This window comes from Mesorhizobium sp. USDA 3734, from assembly GCF_056279665.1.
Genome location: NZ_JBWCCW010000001.1, coordinates 3715605 through 3734916 on the forward strand (window position 1 = coordinate 3715605; position 19312 = coordinate 3734916).

General features: G+C 62.8%; 20 protein-coding genes. 11 read left to right on the forward strand and 9 right to left on the reverse strand.

Going from position 1 to position 19312, the window contains the following annotated elements; all coding sequences use genetic code 11:
* Window positions 1-3: 3 nt before the first annotated feature.
* Together ACZ89F_RS18290 and mltG are read right to left on the reverse strand one after the other, a co-directional pair.
* On the reverse strand, window positions 4-894 hold the full coding sequence (locus tag ACZ89F_RS18290) for a YicC/YloC family endoribonuclease (RefSeq protein ID WP_476093308.1): 891 nt from the start codon (window positions 892-894) through the stop codon (window positions 4-6).
* A 157-nt stretch (window positions 895-1051) separates the two neighbouring features.
* On the reverse strand, window positions 1052-2131 hold the full coding sequence (gene mltG / locus ACZ89F_RS18295) for an endolytic transglycosylase MltG (protein WP_476093310.1): 1080 nt from the start codon (window positions 2129-2131) through the stop codon (window positions 1052-1054).
* Here mltG and ACZ89F_RS18300 point away from each other — a divergent pair.
* Window positions 2130-2381 carry a hypothetical protein gene (locus ACZ89F_RS18300; RefSeq protein WP_476093311.1) on the forward strand — a complete coding sequence of 84 codons (252 nt, stop codon included), beginning with the start codon at window positions 2130-2132 and terminating at the stop codon, window positions 2379-2381. The genes mltG and ACZ89F_RS18300 overlap by 2 nt on opposite strands.
* 8 nt (window positions 2382-2389) lie before the next feature.
* On the opposite strand, the gene fabF is transcribed toward ACZ89F_RS18300, so the two are convergent.
* The 6 genes from fabF to fabD form a co-directional block, all read right to left on the reverse strand.
* Window positions 2390-3652 (reverse strand): beta-ketoacyl-ACP synthase II, encoded by a 1263-nt coding sequence (fabF, locus tag ACZ89F_RS18305; protein ID WP_476093312.1) that lies wholly within the window; start codon window positions 3650-3652, stop codon window positions 2390-2392.
* A 34-nt stretch (window positions 3653-3686) separates the two neighbouring features.
* A complete protein-coding gene (locus ACZ89F_RS18310; RefSeq protein WP_006203723.1) occupies window positions 3687-3923 on the reverse strand; it encodes an acyl carrier protein in 237 nt (78 codons plus the stop codon).
* A gap of 333 nt (window positions 3924-4256) precedes the next feature.
* A complete protein-coding gene (fabG, locus tag ACZ89F_RS18315; protein WP_476093314.1) occupies window positions 4257-4994 on the reverse strand; it encodes a 3-oxoacyl-[acyl-carrier-protein] reductase in 738 nt (245 codons plus the stop codon).
* A gap of 37 nt (window positions 4995-5031) precedes the next feature.
* Complete coding sequence (locus tag ACZ89F_RS18320; RefSeq protein WP_352868170.1) at window positions 5032-5298, reverse strand: type II toxin-antitoxin system RelE family toxin; 267 nt, start codon at window positions 5296-5298, stop codon at window positions 5032-5034.
* Window positions 5282-5503: a type II toxin-antitoxin system RelB family antitoxin gene (gene relB / locus ACZ89F_RS18325; protein WP_476093316.1), complete on the reverse strand. Its 222-nt coding sequence runs from the start codon at window positions 5501-5503 to the stop codon at window positions 5282-5284. The genes ACZ89F_RS18320 and relB overlap by 17 nt, the downstream gene beginning before the upstream one ends.
* A gap of 72 nt (window positions 5504-5575) precedes the next feature.
* Window positions 5576-6529 (reverse strand): ACP S-malonyltransferase, encoded by a 954-nt coding sequence (gene fabD / locus ACZ89F_RS18330; RefSeq protein WP_476093317.1) that lies wholly within the window; start codon window positions 6527-6529, stop codon window positions 5576-5578.
* 253 nt (window positions 6530-6782) lie between these two features.
* Here fabD and ACZ89F_RS18335 point away from each other — a divergent pair, with 253 nt between their 5' ends.
* A complete protein-coding gene (locus ACZ89F_RS18335) occupies window positions 6783-8738 on the forward strand; it encodes an LTA synthase family protein (protein ID WP_476097311.1) in 1956 nt (651 codons plus the stop codon).
* A 46-nt stretch (window positions 8739-8784) separates the two neighbouring features.
* On the opposite strand, the gene ACZ89F_RS18340 is transcribed toward ACZ89F_RS18335, so the two are convergent.
* On the reverse strand, window positions 8785-10431 hold the full coding sequence (locus ACZ89F_RS18340) for a Tad domain-containing protein (protein WP_476093319.1): 1647 nt from the start codon (window positions 10429-10431) through the stop codon (window positions 8785-8787).
* A 456-nt stretch (window positions 10432-10887) separates the two neighbouring features.
* Here ACZ89F_RS18340 and rpsF point away from each other — a divergent pair, with 456 nt between their 5' ends.
* From rpsF to ACZ89F_RS18385, 9 genes are all read left to right on the forward strand, one after another.
* Complete coding sequence (gene rpsF, locus ACZ89F_RS18345; protein ID WP_023761609.1) at window positions 10888-11388, forward strand: 30S ribosomal protein S6; 501 nt, start codon at window positions 10888-10890, stop codon at window positions 11386-11388.
* Window positions 11388-11636: a 30S ribosomal protein S18 gene (rpsR, locus tag ACZ89F_RS18350; protein WP_006203718.1), complete on the forward strand. Its 249-nt coding sequence runs from the start codon at window positions 11388-11390 to the stop codon at window positions 11634-11636. Before rpsF ends, rpsR begins: the two co-directional genes overlap by 1 nt.
* A gap of 220 nt (window positions 11637-11856) precedes the next feature.
* The gene (gene rplI, locus ACZ89F_RS18355; RefSeq protein WP_136622524.1) at window positions 11857-12441 is read left to right on the forward strand and encodes a 50S ribosomal protein L9; all 585 of its coding nucleotides are present in this window, start codon (window positions 11857-11859) and stop codon (window positions 12439-12441) included.
* Window positions 12442-12718: 277 nt separating this feature from the next.
* Window positions 12719-14023 carry a class I SAM-dependent methyltransferase gene (locus ACZ89F_RS18360; RefSeq protein ID WP_476093320.1) on the forward strand — a complete coding sequence of 435 codons (1305 nt, stop codon included), beginning with the start codon at window positions 12719-12721 and terminating at the stop codon, window positions 14021-14023.
* 68 nt (window positions 14024-14091) lie between these two features.
* Entirely contained in the window at window positions 14092-14415 is a 324-nt protein-coding gene (locus ACZ89F_RS18365) for a YnfA family protein (RefSeq protein WP_476093322.1), read from the forward strand.
* Window position 14416: 1 nt separating this feature from the next.
* A complete protein-coding gene (locus tag ACZ89F_RS18370) occupies window positions 14417-15394 on the forward strand; it encodes a small ribosomal subunit Rsm22 family protein (RefSeq protein WP_476093323.1) in 978 nt (325 codons plus the stop codon).
* A 219-nt stretch (window positions 15395-15613) separates the two neighbouring features.
* A complete protein-coding gene (locus ACZ89F_RS18375; protein WP_476093325.1) occupies window positions 15614-17104 on the forward strand; it encodes a replicative DNA helicase in 1491 nt (496 codons plus the stop codon).
* A gap of 56 nt (window positions 17105-17160) precedes the next feature.
* Window positions 17161-18564 (forward strand): DNA repair protein RadA, encoded by a 1404-nt coding sequence (gene radA / locus ACZ89F_RS18380; protein ID WP_013532526.1) that lies wholly within the window; start codon window positions 17161-17163, stop codon window positions 18562-18564.
* A gap of 68 nt (window positions 18565-18632) precedes the next feature.
* Window positions 18633-19301: a CvpA family protein gene (locus tag ACZ89F_RS18385; RefSeq protein ID WP_476093327.1), complete on the forward strand. Its 669-nt coding sequence runs from the start codon at window positions 18633-18635 to the stop codon at window positions 19299-19301.
* Window positions 19302-19312 lie beyond the last annotated feature (11 nt).

Below are 19312 nucleotides of genomic sequence, written 5' to 3' on the forward strand. Positions count from 1 at the left end.
CGGCTACTCCAGGTTCTGGATCTGTTCACGAAACTGGTCGACCACCGCCTTCAGCTCCAGCCCGATCGCGGTGACGGCGGCGGCATTCGACTTCGAACACAGCGTATTCGATTCGCGGTTAAATTCCTGTGCCAGAAAATCAAGCTTGCGGCCGACCGCGCCGCCGCCCTCCAGCAATGCCCGACCGGATGCGACATGCGTTTTCAGCCGGTCGATCTCTTCGCGAATATCGGCCTTGGTGGCCAGGAATGCCGCCTCCATGTGCAGTCGCGTCGCGTCCAGATTGGCGGACGCGTCCATCAGAAGCCTGACCTGCTCGGCGATGCGTTCGCGGATCGCCACCGTCTCGCGTGACGGATCCACTTCTGCCCGCAGCGTCAGCGCCTCGATTGTGCCGATATGACCCGACAACAGCAAAGCCAGCGCGGCACCCTCGCTTTGTCGTGCCTGTTCGAGCCCTTTCAGGGCCACCTCGAGCGCGGCCATGATCGCGGCATCGAGCGCGGCCCTCGCCTCTTCGGTTTCGACAGTTTCGGGAATGTCGAGCACGCCGCGCAGCGACAGCAATCCGTCTGATGTCGCGGGGGCAGCGCCGAATTGCTCCTGCAGCCGCTTGGCGAGCCCAGCCAGGTCCTTCAGGAAGGCTTCGTTGACGACCGGCTGCGCCTGCGCACCGGCGGCACGGCCGATGGTCAGAGTCGCCTGGAAATTGCCGCGCGCAAAACGCTTCTGAAGTATCTGCCGGACGGCTGGTTCCAGCCGCTCGAAGCCTTGCGGCAGTCGCAGCCGTACCTCGACGCTCTTGCCGTTGACGGACTTGACCTCCCAGGCAATCGAGGTGCCCTCATGCTCGGCGACGGCACGTGCAAAACCGGTCATGCTCTGCAAATTCATATCGCCCATACGTCCCTGGTGCACCACCCCGAAACCGGCTTTCCGGAGAGGAGCAAGTGCGGCTTGAAAATGACCGCGCGCAGGCGCGTCGAAATCGGACGCGCGGCGCTCTTCCGAATGTCAGGGCATCGCCTGGTGGGCAATGCTCTTCTTTATTCTACTGGGCAGCGCCGGCGTCACCGTCGCCATCGCCGCCACCGTCAACCGGCTTGTCGGCATTGCCGTCGCCGGCGCCAGTGGTGTTGGCGGCCTTGGCGGCTTCATCTGCCTGCTTCTTCTGTAAGGCGCGATAGCGGGCGACATTCTCGTTGTGCTCGTCAAGCGTCGCGGCAAAGACGTGCCCACCGGTGCCGTCGGCGACGAAGTAGAGGTCGTCGGTCTTCGACGGATTGGCCACCGCCTCCAGCGCCGCACGACCCGGATTGGCGATAGGCGTCGGCGGCAAGCCGTTGATCACATAGGTGTTGTAGGGCGTCTGCTTCTGGATGTCCGACTGATAGATCGGCCGGTCCGCCGGCTTGCCCTTGCCGCCGAACAACCCGTAGATGATGGTTGGATCGGATTGCAGGCGCATGCCCTTGGCAAGCCGGTTCAGGAAGACGGCGGCAACCCGTGAACGCTCGTCACCCTTGCCCGTTTCCTTCTCGACGATCGAAGCCAGCGTAACGAACTCTTCGATGTTTGCCAGCGGCAGGTCCGGTGCGCGCCGCTGCCAGACATCGTCAACCAGCTTCTTTTGATCCGCCAGCAGCTTGTCGACCATCTGCTGGCGCGTCGCGCCGCGCGTGAAGCGCAGGGTGTCGGTGGCGAGGCTGCCCTCCGGCGGCGTGGTCGCCGGCATATCGCCACTCAAGGCAGTCTCGTCGGCGATGCGCTGCAGCGCCTGCTCGACCGTCAGCCCCTCTGGAATGGTCAGCGAATACATCACCGACTTGCCGCTCTTCAAAAGCTCCATGATGTCGCGCATGGAAGCCCTGGGCTTGATCTCGTACTCGCCGGCCTTCAGCGCGGAATCATTGCCGAAGGCCCGCACGCCAAGGCGGAATACCCGGGCATCGCTGATCAGTCCGCGGCGTTCGAGCTGGTCGGCGATATCCTGCACGCCGGTGTTCGGCTTCACCAGGAAGGTGTCGCCATTGGCCGAGGGGCCGGGCTCGGTGAATTCCTGCTTGCCGAAATAGACCGCGACGCCAGCCGCCAGAACCATCAGCATCACCGAAGAGATGACGAAGTTCATGAACACGACGACCTGGCTGCGTGATGCACGCGAGCGCTTCGGCGGCGGCGTGCCGGCCTCCGGCCGCAATGCCTCGCTGGCCGTTTTCGGCACGATCGGTCCGGATGTCGCCGGCCGTTGCCCGAATTCTCCGTTGCCTGCCGGATTTGTGTTCATTTCGCCCTACCGTTTGATCGCCCAACGAATCCCCAGCGGCAGAGTAGGGGCGAATATGGCAAAATTGACGGCACGCCAAAGCGTCGCCCGATAGACGGGCGATCAGCCATTGTAGCGCTGGAAGACCAGCGACGCGTTGGTGCCACCAAAGCCGAAGGAATTGGACAGCGCCACGTCGATCTGGCGGGCACGCGGCTTGTTCGGCACCAGGTCGATCGCGGTTTCGCGCTCCGGGTTGTCGAGGTTGATGGTCGGCGGCGCGACATTGTCCCTGATGGCAAGGATCGAAAAGATCGCTTCGGCGGCGCCGGCCGCCCCGAGCAGATGGCCGATCGACGACTTGGTCGACGACATCGAAATCTTCGACGCGGCATTGCCGACAAGCCGCTCGACAGCGCCGAGCTCAATCGTGTCGGCCATGGTCGAGGTGCCGTGGGCGTTGATGTAGTCGACATCGGCGGGCGTCAGCTTGGCCCGGTTCAATGCCGCCGTCATGCAACGGAAGGCACCGTCGCCATCCTCGGCGGGCGCGGTGATGTGATGCGCGTCGCCTGTGAGACCGTAACCCGTCACCTCGGCATAGATCTTGGCGCCGCGCGCCTTGGCATGCTCCAGCGCCTCGAGCACGACAACGCCGGCGCCCTCGCCCATGACGAAGCCGTCACGGTCGCGATCATAGGGGCGCGATGCCGTTTGCGGCGAATCATTGCGTTCCGTCGACAGCGCCCGGCACGCGGCGAAGCCGGCGATCGACAGCCGTGTCACCGGCGCTTCGGCGCCACCGGCGACCATCACGTCGGCATCGCCCCACATGATCAACCGGGCAGCATCGCCAATGGCGTGCGCGCCAGTCGAACATGCCGTGACGACGGCATGGTTCGGACCTTTCAGCCCGTGCCGGATCGAAACCTGCCCGGAGACGAGATTGATGATCTGGCCCGGGATGAAGAAAGGGCTGATGCGGCGCGGGCCGCGTTCCTTGAGGATCATCGCGTTCTCGGCGATGCCCTCGATGCCACCAATGCCGGAGCCGATCAGGACGCCGGTGGCGCATTGCTCTTCATGCGTCTTGGGCTCCCAGCCGGAATCCTTCAACGCCTCGTCGGCGGCGGCAATCCCGTACAGGATGAAGTCGCCGATCTTGCGCAATTCCTTCGGCTCGAGCACGGCCTCGGGATTGAAGGTGGCATTGCTGCCATCGCCACGCGGAATGACGTGGGCGATCTTGCAAGCAAGATCCTCCACCTCGAACTCGGTGATGCGCTTGGCAGCGCTGCGGCCGGTCAGAAGTTCCTTCCAGCTGTGCTCAAAGCCCATGCCGAACGGCGACAGTAACCCAAGGCCCGTGACGACGACACGCCTCATCGCAGGTCCTCCCCGGTGACAACTGCGGAAAGCGTCAGGCCGAAGCCTTGTCGATGTACTTCACGGCATCGCCGACGGTCAGGATGGTCTCGGCTGCGTCGTCGGGAATCTCGACGCCGAATTCTTCTTCGAACGCCATGACGAGTTCGACCGTGTCGAGGCTGTCGGCGCCCAGATCATCGATGAAGCTCGCCTGCTCCGTCACTTTGTCGGCATCGACGCCAAGGTGCTCGATGACGATCTTCTTGACGCGCTCTGCGGTGTCACTCATTTGGGCATCCTCGTCTTTTGTTTGTCTGTCTTCGTTAGCGGGCAGAATGCCGCTAATCAAGCTGAAAGATGGTCCTGCCGGAAACGCAACGGCTACAGACCGGTTTTTGCCCGAACCGCCGGGTTGCGGGCCGCATTACACGAAAAATAGCTGAGGTCCAAGCCGAAATGGTCTCTTTTCACAGCCCGCCGGACCTTGTTCAGAATTCGCCCTGCCGAGTCATATGGTGCGGTTTTCGAGAACCGGAGCGGAGCGTACTTTTCGTACGGGAGCACCGGAAGCGCAGATAACCGCGGCAGATGGCCGGCAGGGTAGAATTATCAACAAGGTCCGTCAGATCATCGCCATGCCGCCATTTACATGGATGGTCTGGCCGGTGACATAAGCGGCCTCGTTGGAGGCGAGATAGGCGACGGCGGACGCGACTTCAGCGCTGGTGCCCATGCGGCGGGTCGGGATCGCCGCCATGATCGCTTCTTTTTGCTTGTCGTTGAGCTTGTCGGTCATCGCCGATTCGATGAAGCCCGGGGCGACGCAGTTGACGGTGATGTTACGGGTGGCGATCTCCTGCGCCAGCGACTTGGAAAAGCCGATCATGCCGGCCTTGGAGGCGCAGTAGTTGGTCTGGCCGGGATTACCGGTGACGCCGACCACCGAGGTGATGTTGATGATGCGGCCGTGGCGGCGGCGCATCATCGGATGGGTGAGTTCGCGGGTCAGCCTGAACACGGCGGTCAAATTGACCTCGAGCACGGTGTCCCAGTCGGCATCCGACATGCGCACGAACAGCCCGTCCTTGGTGATGCCGGCATTGTTGACCAGGATGTCGACGCCCTCGAGATCGGCCTCCGCCTTCTGGCCGAGCGCCTTGACCTCGTCACGGTTCGACAGATTGGCCGGGAACAGCTTGACCCGGTCGCCAAGCTCGGCGGCCAGCGCTTCCAGTTTCTCGACGCGGGTGCCGTGCAGGCCGACGATGGCGCCTTGCGCATGCAGCACCCTGGCGATCGCCTCGCCGATGCCTCCCGATGCGCCGGTGACGAGCGCCTTGCGGCTAGTCAATTCGAACATATCTTAATCCTTCTCAATCGGACAGCCCGCGAACTGGTTATCTGTAAACGTCGCCGCGATGGCCTATCGTCACGACCAGAATTACGAGCCGGCTGTCCTGCACATCACAGATAATTCGATAATCCCCAACTCGATACCTCCAAAAGGTCGCAAGCGGACCCTTCAGTGGCTTGCCAGCCTCTCGTGGATTGTCGAGAGCGGCGATACGGTTCTCGATGAAGTCGCGAATTCGGTTACGTGTCTGCGGATCCAGCTTTTCGACGAATTTGCGTGCCGAGCGGGCATATTCAAGCGTCCAGGCCACGCCAGAAGTCCTCAGGCTTCATGACATCCTCCTCGCCGCTTCTGATCCGCTCTAGGACCCCGGCCGCGAGATAATAGTCCTCCATGTCCTCAAGACCGCGTTCGATAAGCTCACGCAGATAGTAAGCTTTGCTCCGGCCGGTCTTGGTCGCGAGAAAATCCAAGCGTTCTTCGATTTCGGGAGCGAGTCGGATCGAGGTCGGCATACCACTCTCCTTTTGAATACATGTATTCATGTATCGCCATGACGTCGGGATTTCAAGCCCGGTGTGCACAGGTCAACTCAACGCGGCCAGCACCGCCTCGACCTCAGCCGCGGAGCCTACCGACGCGGTGGCGACGTCGCGGTTGATGCGCCGCGCCAATCCCGAAAGCACCTTGCCGGCGCCGATTTCGTAAAGCGTGGTGGTGCCGTTCGCGCCAAACCACTCCACCGTCTCCCGCCAGCGCACGCGGCCGGTCACCTGCTCAACCAGACGCTGTGCAATCTCATCCGGATCGCTCGACGGCGCCACCGACACATTGGAGACAACCGGGACGACCGGCGCATTCTTTGTCACGCCGGCCAGGGCTTCGCGCATGACGTTCGCGGCCGGCGCCATCAGCGCTGAATGGAAGGGCGCAGACACCTGCAGCATCAGCGCGCGCTTGGCGCCCTTTTCCGTGCACAGTTTTGCCGCCAGTTCGACCGCGGCCTTGGCGCCGGAAATGACCAGTTGGCCACCGCCATTGTCGTTGGCGATCTGGCAGACTGCCCCGTTGGCCGAGCCTTTGGCGGCTTCCGCGCAAGCAGCTTCGACATCGGCCTGCTCCAGTCCGATGATCGCCGCCATCGCGCCCTCGCCGGCCGGCACCGCCGCCTGCATAGCATTGCCGCGGATGCGCAGCAGCCTGGCCGCATCGGCAACCGAAACAAAACCTGCAGCGGCCAGCGCCGAATATTCGCCCAGCGAATGACCGGCGACATAGGCGACCTTGTCCTTCAGGGAGAAGCCGCGCGATTCCAGCGCCCGGATCGCGGCCAGCGACACTGCCATCAGCGCCGGCTGCGCGTTGGCGGTCAGCGTCAACGTCTCTTCCGGCCCTTCCCAGATCAGCTTCGACAGGTTTTCGCCGAGCGCGTCGTCGACTTCCTGGAAGATCCTGCGCGCCTCGGGAAAGGCGTCGGCGAGATCCTTGCCCATGCCGACTGCCTGGCTGCCTTGTCCGGGAAAGGTGAATGCAACGGCCATGCGAGGACTCCCAAGGGCTGGTTTTGCTTGCCTGATAGACGAGTTTTTCTTGCCTGTGACGCAAGGCAGGCCGCCAAGTCAAGCCCGGTTCGACCCTGCCCGGCGGCAGCTTCGTCCGCCGAGTGCCTGTTCCGAAAGGCTTTTTGGCGATCACTCCTGATGAAAACCGCTCACGATTCGTTTGCTGGCTCTTCTTATTTTCGCTACAGGCGCTAGCTTTGCGTGACAATTCTATGACAATCGAGTGACGTGTTTGTCGCTGGGTGGGGAAGTTAAGGTGGCAAAGAGTTACAAACGCGCCGGCAAGGCCGCGCCACAGTTCCTGGAAGACGACCCCTCCACCGGCTATCTGCCGGGCAGGAGATGGCCGGTCGTGCGCTATGGGCTGATCAGCCTGGCGATCGCTGCCGTCCTGGTGTTTGCCATCGAACTGATCGTGCGCGGCGACTTTGCCGGCACTGTCTCCTTCTTCCTGCAGCCGCTCAAACCTGGCTGGACCACCATTGTCGTGTTTGCGCTGATCCTGATCGGCCTCGATGCGGTGCTCGGCCGCAGTCATCAGAGCCTGATGATCGTCGCGCCGCTGACCTTGTCCCTTGCCTTCGTCGGTCACCAGAAGTCGCACTATCTCGGCGATCCGCTCTACCCGACCGATTTCCTCTATGCCCGCCAGATCTTCGCGCTGCTGCCGCTTTTGGTGCGCGACCGTCCGATGACCGCGCTCGCCATGGTCGTCGGCATCGTCGCCGGCCTGTCGCTGCTCGTCTATGGCTGGCGGCTGTGGCGCCGCAAGGTTCAGGCGCTCAGCCACAAGGGCCGCCTTGCCCGGCTGACGCTGGCCGTGCCGCTGCTCGCCTTCTTCGTTTCGATCATGGACTACGCCACCTTCTCCTGGACCAGGGACCGGCTGCAGATCATCCCGATCATGTGGGACCAGAAGGAAAACTATGCCTCCAACGGCTTTGCGCTGGCCTTCGCCCTCAACGTGCCGATGGCGCATGTCTCGGCGCCGCCAGGCTATTCCGACAAGGCGATCGCGGCGATCGGCAGGTCCGATGTGACCGCCTCGGTGCCGGCCGAGAAGCCCGATATCATCATCGTCATGAGCGAGTCCTTCTGGGATCCGACCAAGCTGCCCGGCGTCACCATCACGCCCGATCCGATCCCCAATGTGCGGGCGCTGCGCTCGGGCTCGATGTTCTCGCCGGAATTCGGCGGCATGACCGCCAACATCGAGTTCGAGGCGCTGACCGGCTTCTCCAATGCGTTCCTGCCTGCCGGCAGCATCCCCTACCAGCAATATGTGCGCACGCCGACGCCTTCGCTCGCCACCTTCCTCAAGAGCCAGGGCTACCGGGCGCGCGCCATCCATCCCGGCACCAACTGGTTCTGGAACCGTGGCGCGGTCTACGCCGATTTTGGCTTCAACGACTTCAAGTCGGAAGAAACGCTGCCGCCGATGCAAAAGCGCGGGCCGCTGGCATCGGACGCGGCGATGACCGACGAGATCATCAGCGAGGCCGACGCCAGCGACGAGCCGGTGTTCTTCTTTGCGGTCAGCCTGCAAAACCACGGTCCCTACGAGCCGAACCGCTACTACAATCCCACCCATACGGTGCAAGCGCCGATCAGTCAGTGGGCGCGCGAATCGCTGCTCAGCTATGCCGAGGGCTCAGCCGATGCCGATCGCGGCCTTGAACGCCTGGTCGAATGGGCAAAGAAGCGCTCCCGCCCCACGGTGATCGCCTTCTTTGGCGACCATCTGCCGCCGCTGGGGCCGGTCTACGTCGAAACCGGTTTCCTGAAGGACAATGTCGCACCGCGCAAGGAAGCGTCGCCCGAGGCCGCCCTCGAACACCACGCGACGCCGCTGGTCATCTGGTCGAACCGCACCGGGCCGGCCGAGGACGTGGGCGCCGTCAGCCCGGCCTTCCTGCCCTATCATATCTTGAAGACGGCCGGCATCAGCCATCCCTACTACACCGGATTCCTGGGTCAGATGAGCGAACGCTACCGCGTCGTCGACCGCAATTTGTTGCTGACGCCGGCTGGCGAGGCCACGCCCGATTGGGCGCGGCAGAAAGAGATCGACCCGGCGATCCGCGATTTCCGCCTGTTGCAATACGACATGATGTTCGGCAAACGCCTCTCGGCGCCGGACTTCTTCCCCGAAACGGTCGACAAGGTTGTCGCCGCCCATACGAGTTGAGCCGATCGATCCCGTCAGGAGCCGGCCCGTCTCTCGGGTCGAGCGTTCAGTTCGTCAATTGCAGCTTCGTGAACTTGTTGGCGATCTGCAGGAACACGTTCGGCAGTTTGGTCGGATCGTTGACGGCATAATAGTCGCTCGGATTCGAAGCGCAGGCGCTGTATAGCGCGCGGTTGGCGGCGGTGTCGGACTGCAGCACGAGGGTGTAGATTTGCACACCCTCGTCCTTTAACTGCGTACAAACGCTTTTGGTCCAGCCGTCGACATTGCGCGCCGCGGTCGTCTGGTTGTCCGATCCGAAACGGCCACCGGCCAGATAGCCATAGGATGTGTAGTCGGACTTCTCCGGCTGTTGGCTGGCGCCATAGACGACATTCTCGCCGTCGGTGAGCAACAGGACGATCTTGGTGATGCCGGGCGTCTTCCACGGCGCTCCATCGGTATAAGGCGCTCCAGGCGACAGCACCCGCATGCCCCACGACAGGCCTTCGGAGACATTGGTGCCGGAACCGTTCCACTCCGTCATTTTGCTGGCCGCCTTGCGCAGCTTGTCGAAATCGTCGGTCAGGGGAACGACAGGGGTTGGACACGCACGGTTTGGGCCAACGGTGATGGGGGAACCAGTCTCGGTGATCAGTACCTTGGCGGGCGCAACATACTTGGCGACCTTTTCCTTGGCAGACTTGCCGGGCGTCAACAGATCGCCGAGGAGATCGCTGAGATCGATACCGAGAAGGTTATCTTTCTGTTTGGCGAGCTTGGCCTTGTCGCTGATATCGTCGAGATAGGAATTGTTGTAGTACTTATCCGAATTGCCATAGGAGCCAGACGGCATCTGGGCATTTTCCGGATCATCCGGCGCGAAATACGGTACGAACAGCGTGTCGGGCTTGTCGGGATCGGGTGGGGTGTCGGAAATGTTGTAGGTGCCCGGTCGCGCCTCGACGCAACCTTTCCATCCGGTACCGTTCCAGCCGGGCTCGGTCCATCCGGTCATCTTGAGTTGCTTGAAAAGCGCCATGTGATTGGGACGCTTGCCGTCGATGACCGGAAAATTGATGCCGTTGGTGGACGACTTGCCGTCCATATCGATCCAGGACGGGTCGAATTCGTCGCCGTCGACGTTGACGGCCGTAACGAATGGAACCAGCGAGGCGCGGATCTGGCGCGTCGGCGACTTTGTCGATTCGAGTGTGTCGAGCAATGATTTGGTCGCTGTCCTCAGCGCCGTCATGCGCGCACCAGCCATCGAGCCGGTGTTGTCGAGCACCAGCACAACTTCGAGCTGGTTGTTCGATTCGACAGCGGAGGCATCGACCTCGATGCGCTTGCTGTTGCCGAACAGGAAGGCGAAGTTCAGATTGACGTCCGCCGTGGCAACCGCCTTTGTCTTGACGAAATTGATGCCCTTGTCGACGGTCAACGTCGCCTGCGCATTGCCAAGTTCGCCGTGCCCGACGATGTTGGCCTGGAAATAGCGGTCGAAAGCGTCCTTGCGGGTGATGTCGAGATCGCCAAGATGCGAAGAGGCAAGGTTTGCCCCATCGAGGGCATTCTGCAGATTGCTCTTGGCCCGCATGAGGGTGGAGACATCGGTTGCGAAAGCGACAGCCGTCAGGATGACCGGCAAGCCCAATCCCAGCACAAGTGTGAAATTGCCGCTCGTTGAGCGCCAGAATTTGTCGAAAAGCATCCTAACCCCCGGAAATGCTTGCCGCGCTTTTTGTGCGCGGCTATCCCGCCTTCTGCGCCTCCCATGATGAATCGACCGTTGACGGCGAGCTTTCAACTCCGCACAACCTGATAGTGTGGTTAAGGCCCGGTCTCCGGAAAACCCCAAAGCCTGGCCCGTGGTTGCTGTTTGATTTTCCCGCCGCATGCGACACAGACGACGCCGCCCGCCCTTGCCTTCCAGCCGGATTGCTGTATAGACGCCCGCAATCTGCCGGTCCTTGCTGGGGGCTGAACGGAGGGCCGGAGGTTTTTTCGAAAACCTTCGTGTGAAGCCAGATGTGCTTCCGCCTCCCGTGTCTCCGCTCTCGACCGTCTCGAAATGCTCCTTTCTTCCCCGATTTTGTCGGGTCAGAGAAGTTGCAGAGGCTTTTGCCGCCGGGAACCGGGAGAGAAACGAAGAAAGGCATAAGACATAATGGCTCTTTACGAACATGTGTTTCTTGCCCGGCAGGACCTCTCGCAGCAGCAGGTCGATGCGCTTGTCGAACAGTACAAGGGTGTCATCTCCGCGAATGGCGGGTCCGTCGGCCGGGTCGAGAACTGGGGACTGAAGTCCCTCACCTACCGGGTCAACAAGAACCGGAAGGCTTACTACACGCTGATGGACCTTAACTGCCCGCCGGCCGCGCTCAACGAGATGGAGCGCCAGATGGGCCTGTCCGAAGACGTGCTGCGTTTCCTGACCATCAAGGTCGAGGCGCATGAGGAAGGCCCGTCGGCCATGATGCAGAAGCGCGAAGAGCGCTCGGAACGCGGCGGCTTCGGCGACCGCGACCGTGGCGATCGTGGCCCGCGCTCGTTCGGCGACCGTGATCGCGGCGACCGTGGCGATCGCCCGCCGCGCTCGTTCGGTGATGCCGGTGCTGATCGTGGTCCGCGCCGTCCGCGCGAAGGCTTTGAAGGGGGTGCAGAATAATGGTCGACATCAATCAGATCCCGACCCGGCGCCCGTTCCATCGCCGCCGCAAGACCTGCCCGTTCTCCGGCGCCAACGCGCCCAAGATCGACTACAAGGACGTGCGTCTGCTGCAGCGCTACATTTCCGAGCGCGGCAAGATCGTGCCGTCGCGCATCACCGCCGTCAGCCAGAAGAAGCAGCGCGAACTCGCCAAGGCGATCAAGCGCGCCCGCTTCCTCGGCCTGCTGCCCTACGTGGTTCGTTGATATCTCCAATGCGGGCGGCTTGCCGCCCGCTCTTCTCCCACGGCGACGGGCGCCGCAGGGTCGAACATCAAATCCCGGGTTGAGGTCAAAAACCTCTAACTGCCGCGACAGGCAGGACAGCGACACCAGCGCCCCAGGCGCCCAAGCTTCCTGACCTGTTCCAGAGACATTCGGCGTCGATCTCATCGATTGATTGGCGCCCAACCGAAGGAACAAAACCATGGAAGTCATTCTTCTCGAACGCGTTTCCCGCCTCGGCCAGATGGGCGATACCGTCAAGGTCAAGGACGGCTTTGCCCGTAACTTCCTGCTGCCGCAAGGCAAGGCGCTGCGCGCCAACGAAGCCAACAAGAAGAAATTCGAAGGCCAGCGCGCCCAGCTCGAAGCCCGCAACCTCGAGCGCAAGTCGGAAGCGGCCCAAGTCGCCGAAAAGCTGGACGGCAAGAGCTTCATCGCCGTTCGCTCCGCCGGTGAAACCGGCCAGCTCTACGGTTCCGTTTCGACCCGCGACATCGCCGATCTGCTGACGGCGGAAGGTTTCTCGATCAACCGCAACCAGATCCTGCTCAACCAGCCGATCAAGACCATCGGCGTCACCAATGTGGCGATCGCGCTGCATCCGGAAGTCGAGGTCACCGTCACGCTCAACATCGCCCGCACGGCCGATGAAGCCGAGCGTCAGGCCAAGGGCGAGACGCTGACCACCGCCGAAGCCATCTATGGCGACGACATCAACGACAATGCCCGGCCGGAAAACTTCTTCGATCCGAACACCGAGTTCGAGGGCGGCGAAGACAACGCCTGATCTTACGTCGCAAGGCGATTGGAGCCGTGCTCTGATCACTTTGCCGGCATCCAGCCATACTGGACCAATGCCCGGGCCTCGCGCCCGGGCTTTTTTATGCCAAATGGAACTTTTCGAACCCCTATATATTGTTGCAGACTACAGCGTCGCGCGTCCTTTGGCCGCGCGAATGACGCTGTGCAACTTTGGTTCGGCGCAAGATTCCCGATGAAAATCGATTTCGATTTTCGGGTCACGCGCCAAGACAGCCTGTCTGACCGAGAGGGGACATTTGGTCATGAATATTCTGTTGAAGCGCGTTCTCGACCGCCTGGTGCGCACCGGCAATCTCAAGGTCACCGGCCCCAAGGGCACGACAGTGGTTTTCGGCGACGGCAGCGGCGAACCGGTGCACATGCATATCAAGACCGCGCATGCCGAGCGCGCCATCACCTTCGATCCGATGCTGGCTGTGCCTGAATCCTACATGGACGGCGAACTCGACATTCTCGAAGGTGGCGTGCTGGGCGTAATGCGCATTGCCTTCCAGAACATGGGCAGTGGCGGCATCGACGCCACCTGGTCGAAGGCCATCGAAGGCCTGCGCCACGCCTTCCGCCGCCTGCAGCAGATCAACACCGCCTCGCGCTCGCGCCGCAACGTGCAGCGCCACTACGACCTGTCGGGAGATCTCTACCGGCTCTTCCTCGACGAGGACATGCAGTATTCCTGCGCCTATTTCGAGCAGCCGGACATGACGCTCGACGAAGCGCAAGCGGCCAAGAAGCGCCACATCGCCGCCAAGCTCCGGCTGAAGGCCGGCCAGACGGTGCTCGACATCGGCTCCGGCTGGGGCGGGCTCGGCCTCTATCTCGCCAAGGCGTTCGACGTCGACGTGCAGGGCGTGACGCTGTCGACCGAACAGCATGGCGTCGCCACCGACCGGGCGCACGCTCAAGGCTTGGAAAGCCGCGTGCATTTCGAGCTCAAGGACTACCGCGAACTCAACGAGCGTTTCGATCGCATCGTCTCGGTCGGCATGTTCGAACATGTCGGCGTCAACCATTACCGCACCTTCTTCGACAAGAGCGCGACGCTGCTCAAGCCGGACGGCGTCATGCTGCTGCACACGATCGGCCGTTCCGGCGTGCCGTGGGCGACCAGCGCCTTCATCCGCAAATACATCTTCCCGGGCGGCTACATCCCCGCGCTCTCGGAAGTCATGCCGGCGATCGAGAAGTCGGGCCTGGTCGTCACCGACATCGAGATTCTTAGGCTCCACTACGCTGATACGCTGAAGCACTGGGGCCAGCGCTTCGCCGCCAACCGCGACAAGGCCAAGGCGATCTATGACGAGCGCTTCTGCCGCATGTGGGAATTCTACCTGGCTGCCTCGGAAGCCGCCTTCCGCTGGCAGGACCTTGTCATCTTCCAGATCCAGATCGCCAAGAAGAACGACACGCTGCCAGTGTCGCGCGACTACATGGCCAAGTGCGAGAAGGCGCTTGAGATGCGCGACATGGGGCATCGTGAAACGGCACCGGTCAAAAAGAGCCCTGCCGCCAAGCCGGCTCGCCGCCGCAAGGTTGCGGATCAGGAATAAGCATTGCCGCTTGCCATTACCGGCGCCTGCACTGAAAAAGGTCCCGTGATCGCCACGGGACCTTTTTCATGACCTACGTCCTCTATGCCGCTGCCGCTCTGGCCGAGATCGCCGGCTGCTTTTCGTTCTGGGCCTGGTGGCGTTTGGAAAAGTCGCCGTTGTGGCTGCTTCCCGGCCTCGCCTCGCTTGCCCTGTTCGGTTTCCTGCTGGCGCAGGTCGACACGTCAGCCGCCGGCCGCGCTTACGCCGCCTATGGCGGCATCTACATTGCAGCATCGCTTGGCTGGCTGTGGCTGGTGGAGGGCGTGCGCCCCGACCGCTGGGATTTTGCCGGTGCCGCACTTTGTATTGCCGGCGCTTCGGTGATCCTTCTCGTTCCGCGGGGCGCGTGAGATGGAGTTGCCGGCATCCCTTCGCCAAGGCGTCGAGCGCCTGCTCGAAAACGTTCCGCTGGCGGTACTCAAACAAGCGGCAAAAACGCTGTCCGACCGTTATCGTGCCGAGTTGCGCGACGGCCGTTTGCACATGGCCGAGGATCTTGCGGTGAAGGCCTATCTGGCGACGCGGCTGCCGGCGACCTATGCAGCGATCCGCGCCAGCCTCGACGCGCTGAGCGACGCAAAGCCCGACTTTCAACCCAGGAGCCTGCTCGACGTCGGCGCCGGCCCTGGTACGGTGCTTTGGGCCACGACCGATCAGTGGCCCGATCTCGAACAGGCGGTGTTGTTGGAAGCCAGTGCCGCGGTGCGCAAGGTCGGCGAGACACTTGCCGCCGGCGCGATTGCCGCCCGGACCAGATGGCTGGCGGGTGATGCCACCATCGACCTTGCCGATCTCAAGTCGGCCGATCTGGTCACTTGCGCCTATGTGCTGGACGAGATCATTCCTGCATCACTGCCGAAGCTCATCGGCCGGCTCTGGCAACTCACTGGCGACACGCTGCTGATCGTCGAGCCGGGCACCCCTGCCGGCTGGCAGCGCATCCTCGCCGTGCGCCGGCAGTTGATCGAGGCGGGCGCACATGTGCTTGCGCCTTGCCCGCATCAGGCGCCCTGCCCGCTCGCCCCGCCCGACTGGTGCCATTTTTCCCGACGCGTCGCCCGCTCGCGCCTGCACAGGCTGGCCAAGGACGCCGACGTGCCGTGGGAAGACGAGAAGTTCATCTATGTCGCGGCTTCTCGCGACGGACCCACATCACACCAGGCACGGGTTCTTGCGCCACCGAAATCCGGCTCCGGCAAGGTTCTGCTCAAGCTTTGCCAGGACGACGGCACCGCCCGCGAGCGCTTGTTCACCAAGCGCGACGGCGCCGACTTCAAGCTGGCCCGGCGGTTGGACTGGGGCGAGAGGCTGGACAACACCGCGTCATGAACGGCGCAATCGTTCTTGCTTCGTTCCGACGAGTCAGGTAGGAATCAAGGCCCTGTCGAGTCAACCGGAATCGGGGCACGGGAATACTCTCCTGTGGACGATTGGTCGTTCCTGTGAACAACGGGCATCAACGCTCGTTGGTCGCGTAGTGATGCAGAAAGGTCAGCACCGACTCGTCACGTTCTGATATCAGAAGCCGGGATCGAGATCGGGGATATCATGGCAGAGGCAGCGCGAAAATTCGGCGTGGCGGAAACACCGCTTTATCGTGAAGCGCCAAACAACATCGAGGCCGAGCAGGCGCTGCTCGGCGCCATCCTCGTCAACAACGACGCCTTCTACCGCGTCTCGGATTTTCTCAAGGCCAGCCATTTCTACGAACCGCTGCACCGCAAGATCTTCGAGGTGGCGTCCGAGTTCATCCGCATGGGCAAGGTCGCGACGCCGATCACGCTGAAGACCTTCCTGCCGGCCGACGAGAAGGTCGGCGACATGACGATGGCGCAATATGTCGTGCGGCTGGCGGTCGAGGCCGTGACCGTCGTCAACGCCACCGATTATGGCCGCGCCATCTACGATCTTGCCACGCGCCGCGCGCTGATCACCGTCGGCGAGGACATGGTCAACATCGCCTATGACGCGCCGGTCGACATGGCGCCCACCGAGCAGATCGAGGATGCCGAGCGGCGGCTGTTCGAACTGGCCGAAAACGGCCGCTACGATGGCGGTTTCGAAAGTTTTTCCGATGCGTTGAAGAACGCCGTCGACATGGCCAGTGCCGCCTATATGCGCGATGGTCACCTGTCCGGCATTGCCACCGGCCTGCGCGATCTCGACCACCGCATGGGTGGCCTGCAGCCATCGGATTTGATCATCATCGCCGGCCGCCCGGGCATGGGCAAGACGTCGCTGGCCACCAACATCGCCTACAACATCGCTGCCGCCTATGAACCCGCCCAACAGGCCGATGGCTCCGTCAAGGCCGCCAATGGCGGCGTCGTCGGCTTCTTCTCGCTCGAAATGTCGTCGGAGCAGCTGGCCACCCGCATCATCTCCGAGCAGACCGAAATCCCATCGTCGAAAATCAGGCGCGGCGACCTGACCGAAGCCGATTTCGGCAAGCTCGTCGCTTATACGCAGGAGAACCACAAGCGGCCGCTGTACATCGACCAGACGGGCGGTATTTCGATCGCCCAGCTCGCGGCGCGCGCCCGCCGCCTCAAGCGCCAGCGCGGGCTGGATCTGATGGTCATCGACTATATCCAGCTGATGCAAGGTTCATCCGCCAAGGCATCACAGAATCGCGTCCAGGAAATCACCGAGATCACCACCGGATTGAAGGCGCTGGGCAAGGAGCTGGGCGTGCCGATCATCGCGCTCTCACAGCTCTCGCGTCAGGTCGAAAGCCGCGACGACAAACATCCGCAACTGTCCGACCTGCGCGAATCGGGCTCGATCGAGCAGGACGCCGACGTGGTGCTGTTCGTGTATCGCGAGGAATACTACATCAAGAACAAGGAGCCGGAGAAAGGCACGCCCGAGCACCTCGCCTGGGAAACAAAGATGGTCGAGGTCCAGGGCAAGGCCGAAGTGATCATCGCCAAGCAGCGCCATGGCCCGACCGGCACCGTCAGCCTTGCCTTCCAGGGCGAGTTCACCCGCTTCTCCGACCTTGCCGAGGAGCATCATTTGCCGGAAAGGTTCGAGTAGCTTTTTGACCTACCGTCGCCCACCACGCCCAGGCCATTTTCAAGCGCAGCCATCTGATGGCTAAATCGCGCGTGCAATTCATCTGCCAGAGTTGCGGATCGGTGCATCAGCGCTGGGCCGGCAAATGCGATGCCTGCGGCGAGTGGAACACGCTGGTCGAGGAAGGCACGTCCGGCGGCATCGGCTCGGGGCCGGCCAACACGCGCAACGCCCGCAAGGGCCGCGCGGTGGTGCTGACCACGCTGTCCGGCGATATCGAGGATGCGCCGCGCATCATTTCGGGCATCGGCGAACTCGATCGCGCCACCGGCGGTGGTTTCGTGCGCGGATCGGCGCTGCTGGTCGGCGGCGATCCCGGCATCGGCAAGTCGACGCTGCTCACCCAGGCGGCCGCGGCACTGGCGTCAAAAGGCCACCGCATCGTCTATGTCTCGGGCGAAGAGGCGGTCGCGCAGATCAGGCTGCGGGCGCAGCGGCTCGGCGTCGCCTCGTCTCCGGTGGAACTTGCCGCCGAGACCAATGTCGAGGACATCCTGGCGACAATAGCCGACGGCAAGCGGCCTGACCTCGTCATCCTGGATTCGATCCAGACGCTGTGGACCGACCTTGCCGATTCGGCGCCGGGCACCGTCACCCAGGTGCGTGCCGCCGCCCAGGCGATGATCCGTTATGCGAAATCCACAGGGGCGGCGATCGTGCTGGTCGGCCATGTCACCAAGGAAGGTCAGATCGCCGGGCCGCGCGTCGTCGAACATATGGTCGATGCCGTGCTCTATTTCGAAGGCGAAGGTGGGCATCATTACCGCATCCTGCGCACGGTGAAGAACCGTTTTGGACCGACCGACGAGATCGGCGTCTTCGAAATGTCGGACAAGGGCCTGCGCGAGGTTGCCAACCCATCCGAGCTTTTCCTTGGCGAACGCCATGCCAAATCGCCAGGTGCTGCGGTTTTCGCCGGCATGGAGGGAACAAGGCCGGTGCTGGTCGAGATCCAGGCGCTGGTCGCGCCCTCCTCGCTCGGCACGCCGCGCCGCGCCGTCGTCGGCTGGGACGGCGCCCGGCTGTCGATGATCCTGGCGGTTCTCGAAGCCCATTGCGGCGTGCGCTTCGGCAGCCACGATGTCTACCTCAACGTCGCCGGCGGCTACCGCATCTCGGAGCCCGCGGCCGATCTTGCGGTGGCGGCGGCCCTGGTTTCCTCGCTCACCGGTCTTGCCCTTCCCGCCGATTGCGTCTATTTCGGCGAAATCAGCCTTTCGGGCGCCGTGAGGCCGGTTGCGCATGCGCAACAGCGCCTCAAGGAAGCCGAAAAGCTGGGTTTTGGAAGCGCGGTTCTGCCCTCGGGCAGCGGGGAACTGGCCGGGGGGATCGGGGCTGGTTCTTTCCAGCCGACCGAGCTTGCCGACCTCGTGGCACGCATAGCCGGCTCACGCCGAAGCCGCGTGGACGAGGAAGACTAAGCAGACTGACGTTGGCGAGCCGACGTTTCGCCTGCTCACAATGCGGCTCATGGAGTGGGGCGAAAGACATGCCGATTACGCTGCTTGACGGAATTCTCGTCGGCTTCACTCTGGTCTCGGCGATGCTCGCCATGGTTCGCGGCTTCTCGCGCGAAGTCCTGTCCGTCGTCTCCTGGGCAGCGGCGGCGGCCGCGGCTTTCTTCTTCTACAAGCCGGTCCTGCCTTATTTGAAGCCCTACATCGAGAATGAAAAGATCGCCATGGCGGCCTCCGCCGGCGTCGTCTTCATCATCGCGCTGATCGTCGTCTCGGTCATCACCATGAAGCTCGCCGACTGGATCATCGATTCCAGGATCGGCGCGCTCGACCGCACGCTGGGCTTCCTCTACGGCGCCGCGCGCGGCATCCTGGTCGTTGCCGTCGCCCTGCTGTTCTTCAACTGGCTGGCCGGCGCCAAGGCACCGGCCTGGGTCACGGACGCCAAGTCGCGGCCGCTGCTCGAGCAGATCGGCGCCAAGCTCGAAAGCCTGCTGCCCGAGGATCCGGAAAACGCGATCCTCAAGAAGCTCAATCCGAATCAGCCGGCCGCAGAGACGCCCGCGGCTCCGGACGCCCCGGCGGCGGATGCTCCAGCGGGTGGCGACGATGCCAACACGCCGGCACCTGACGATGACGCCGCGGCACCGCCGGCGGACAACGCGCCGGCCAATCCAGCGCCGGCTGCACCGGCAAACTGACGCCGAAACGG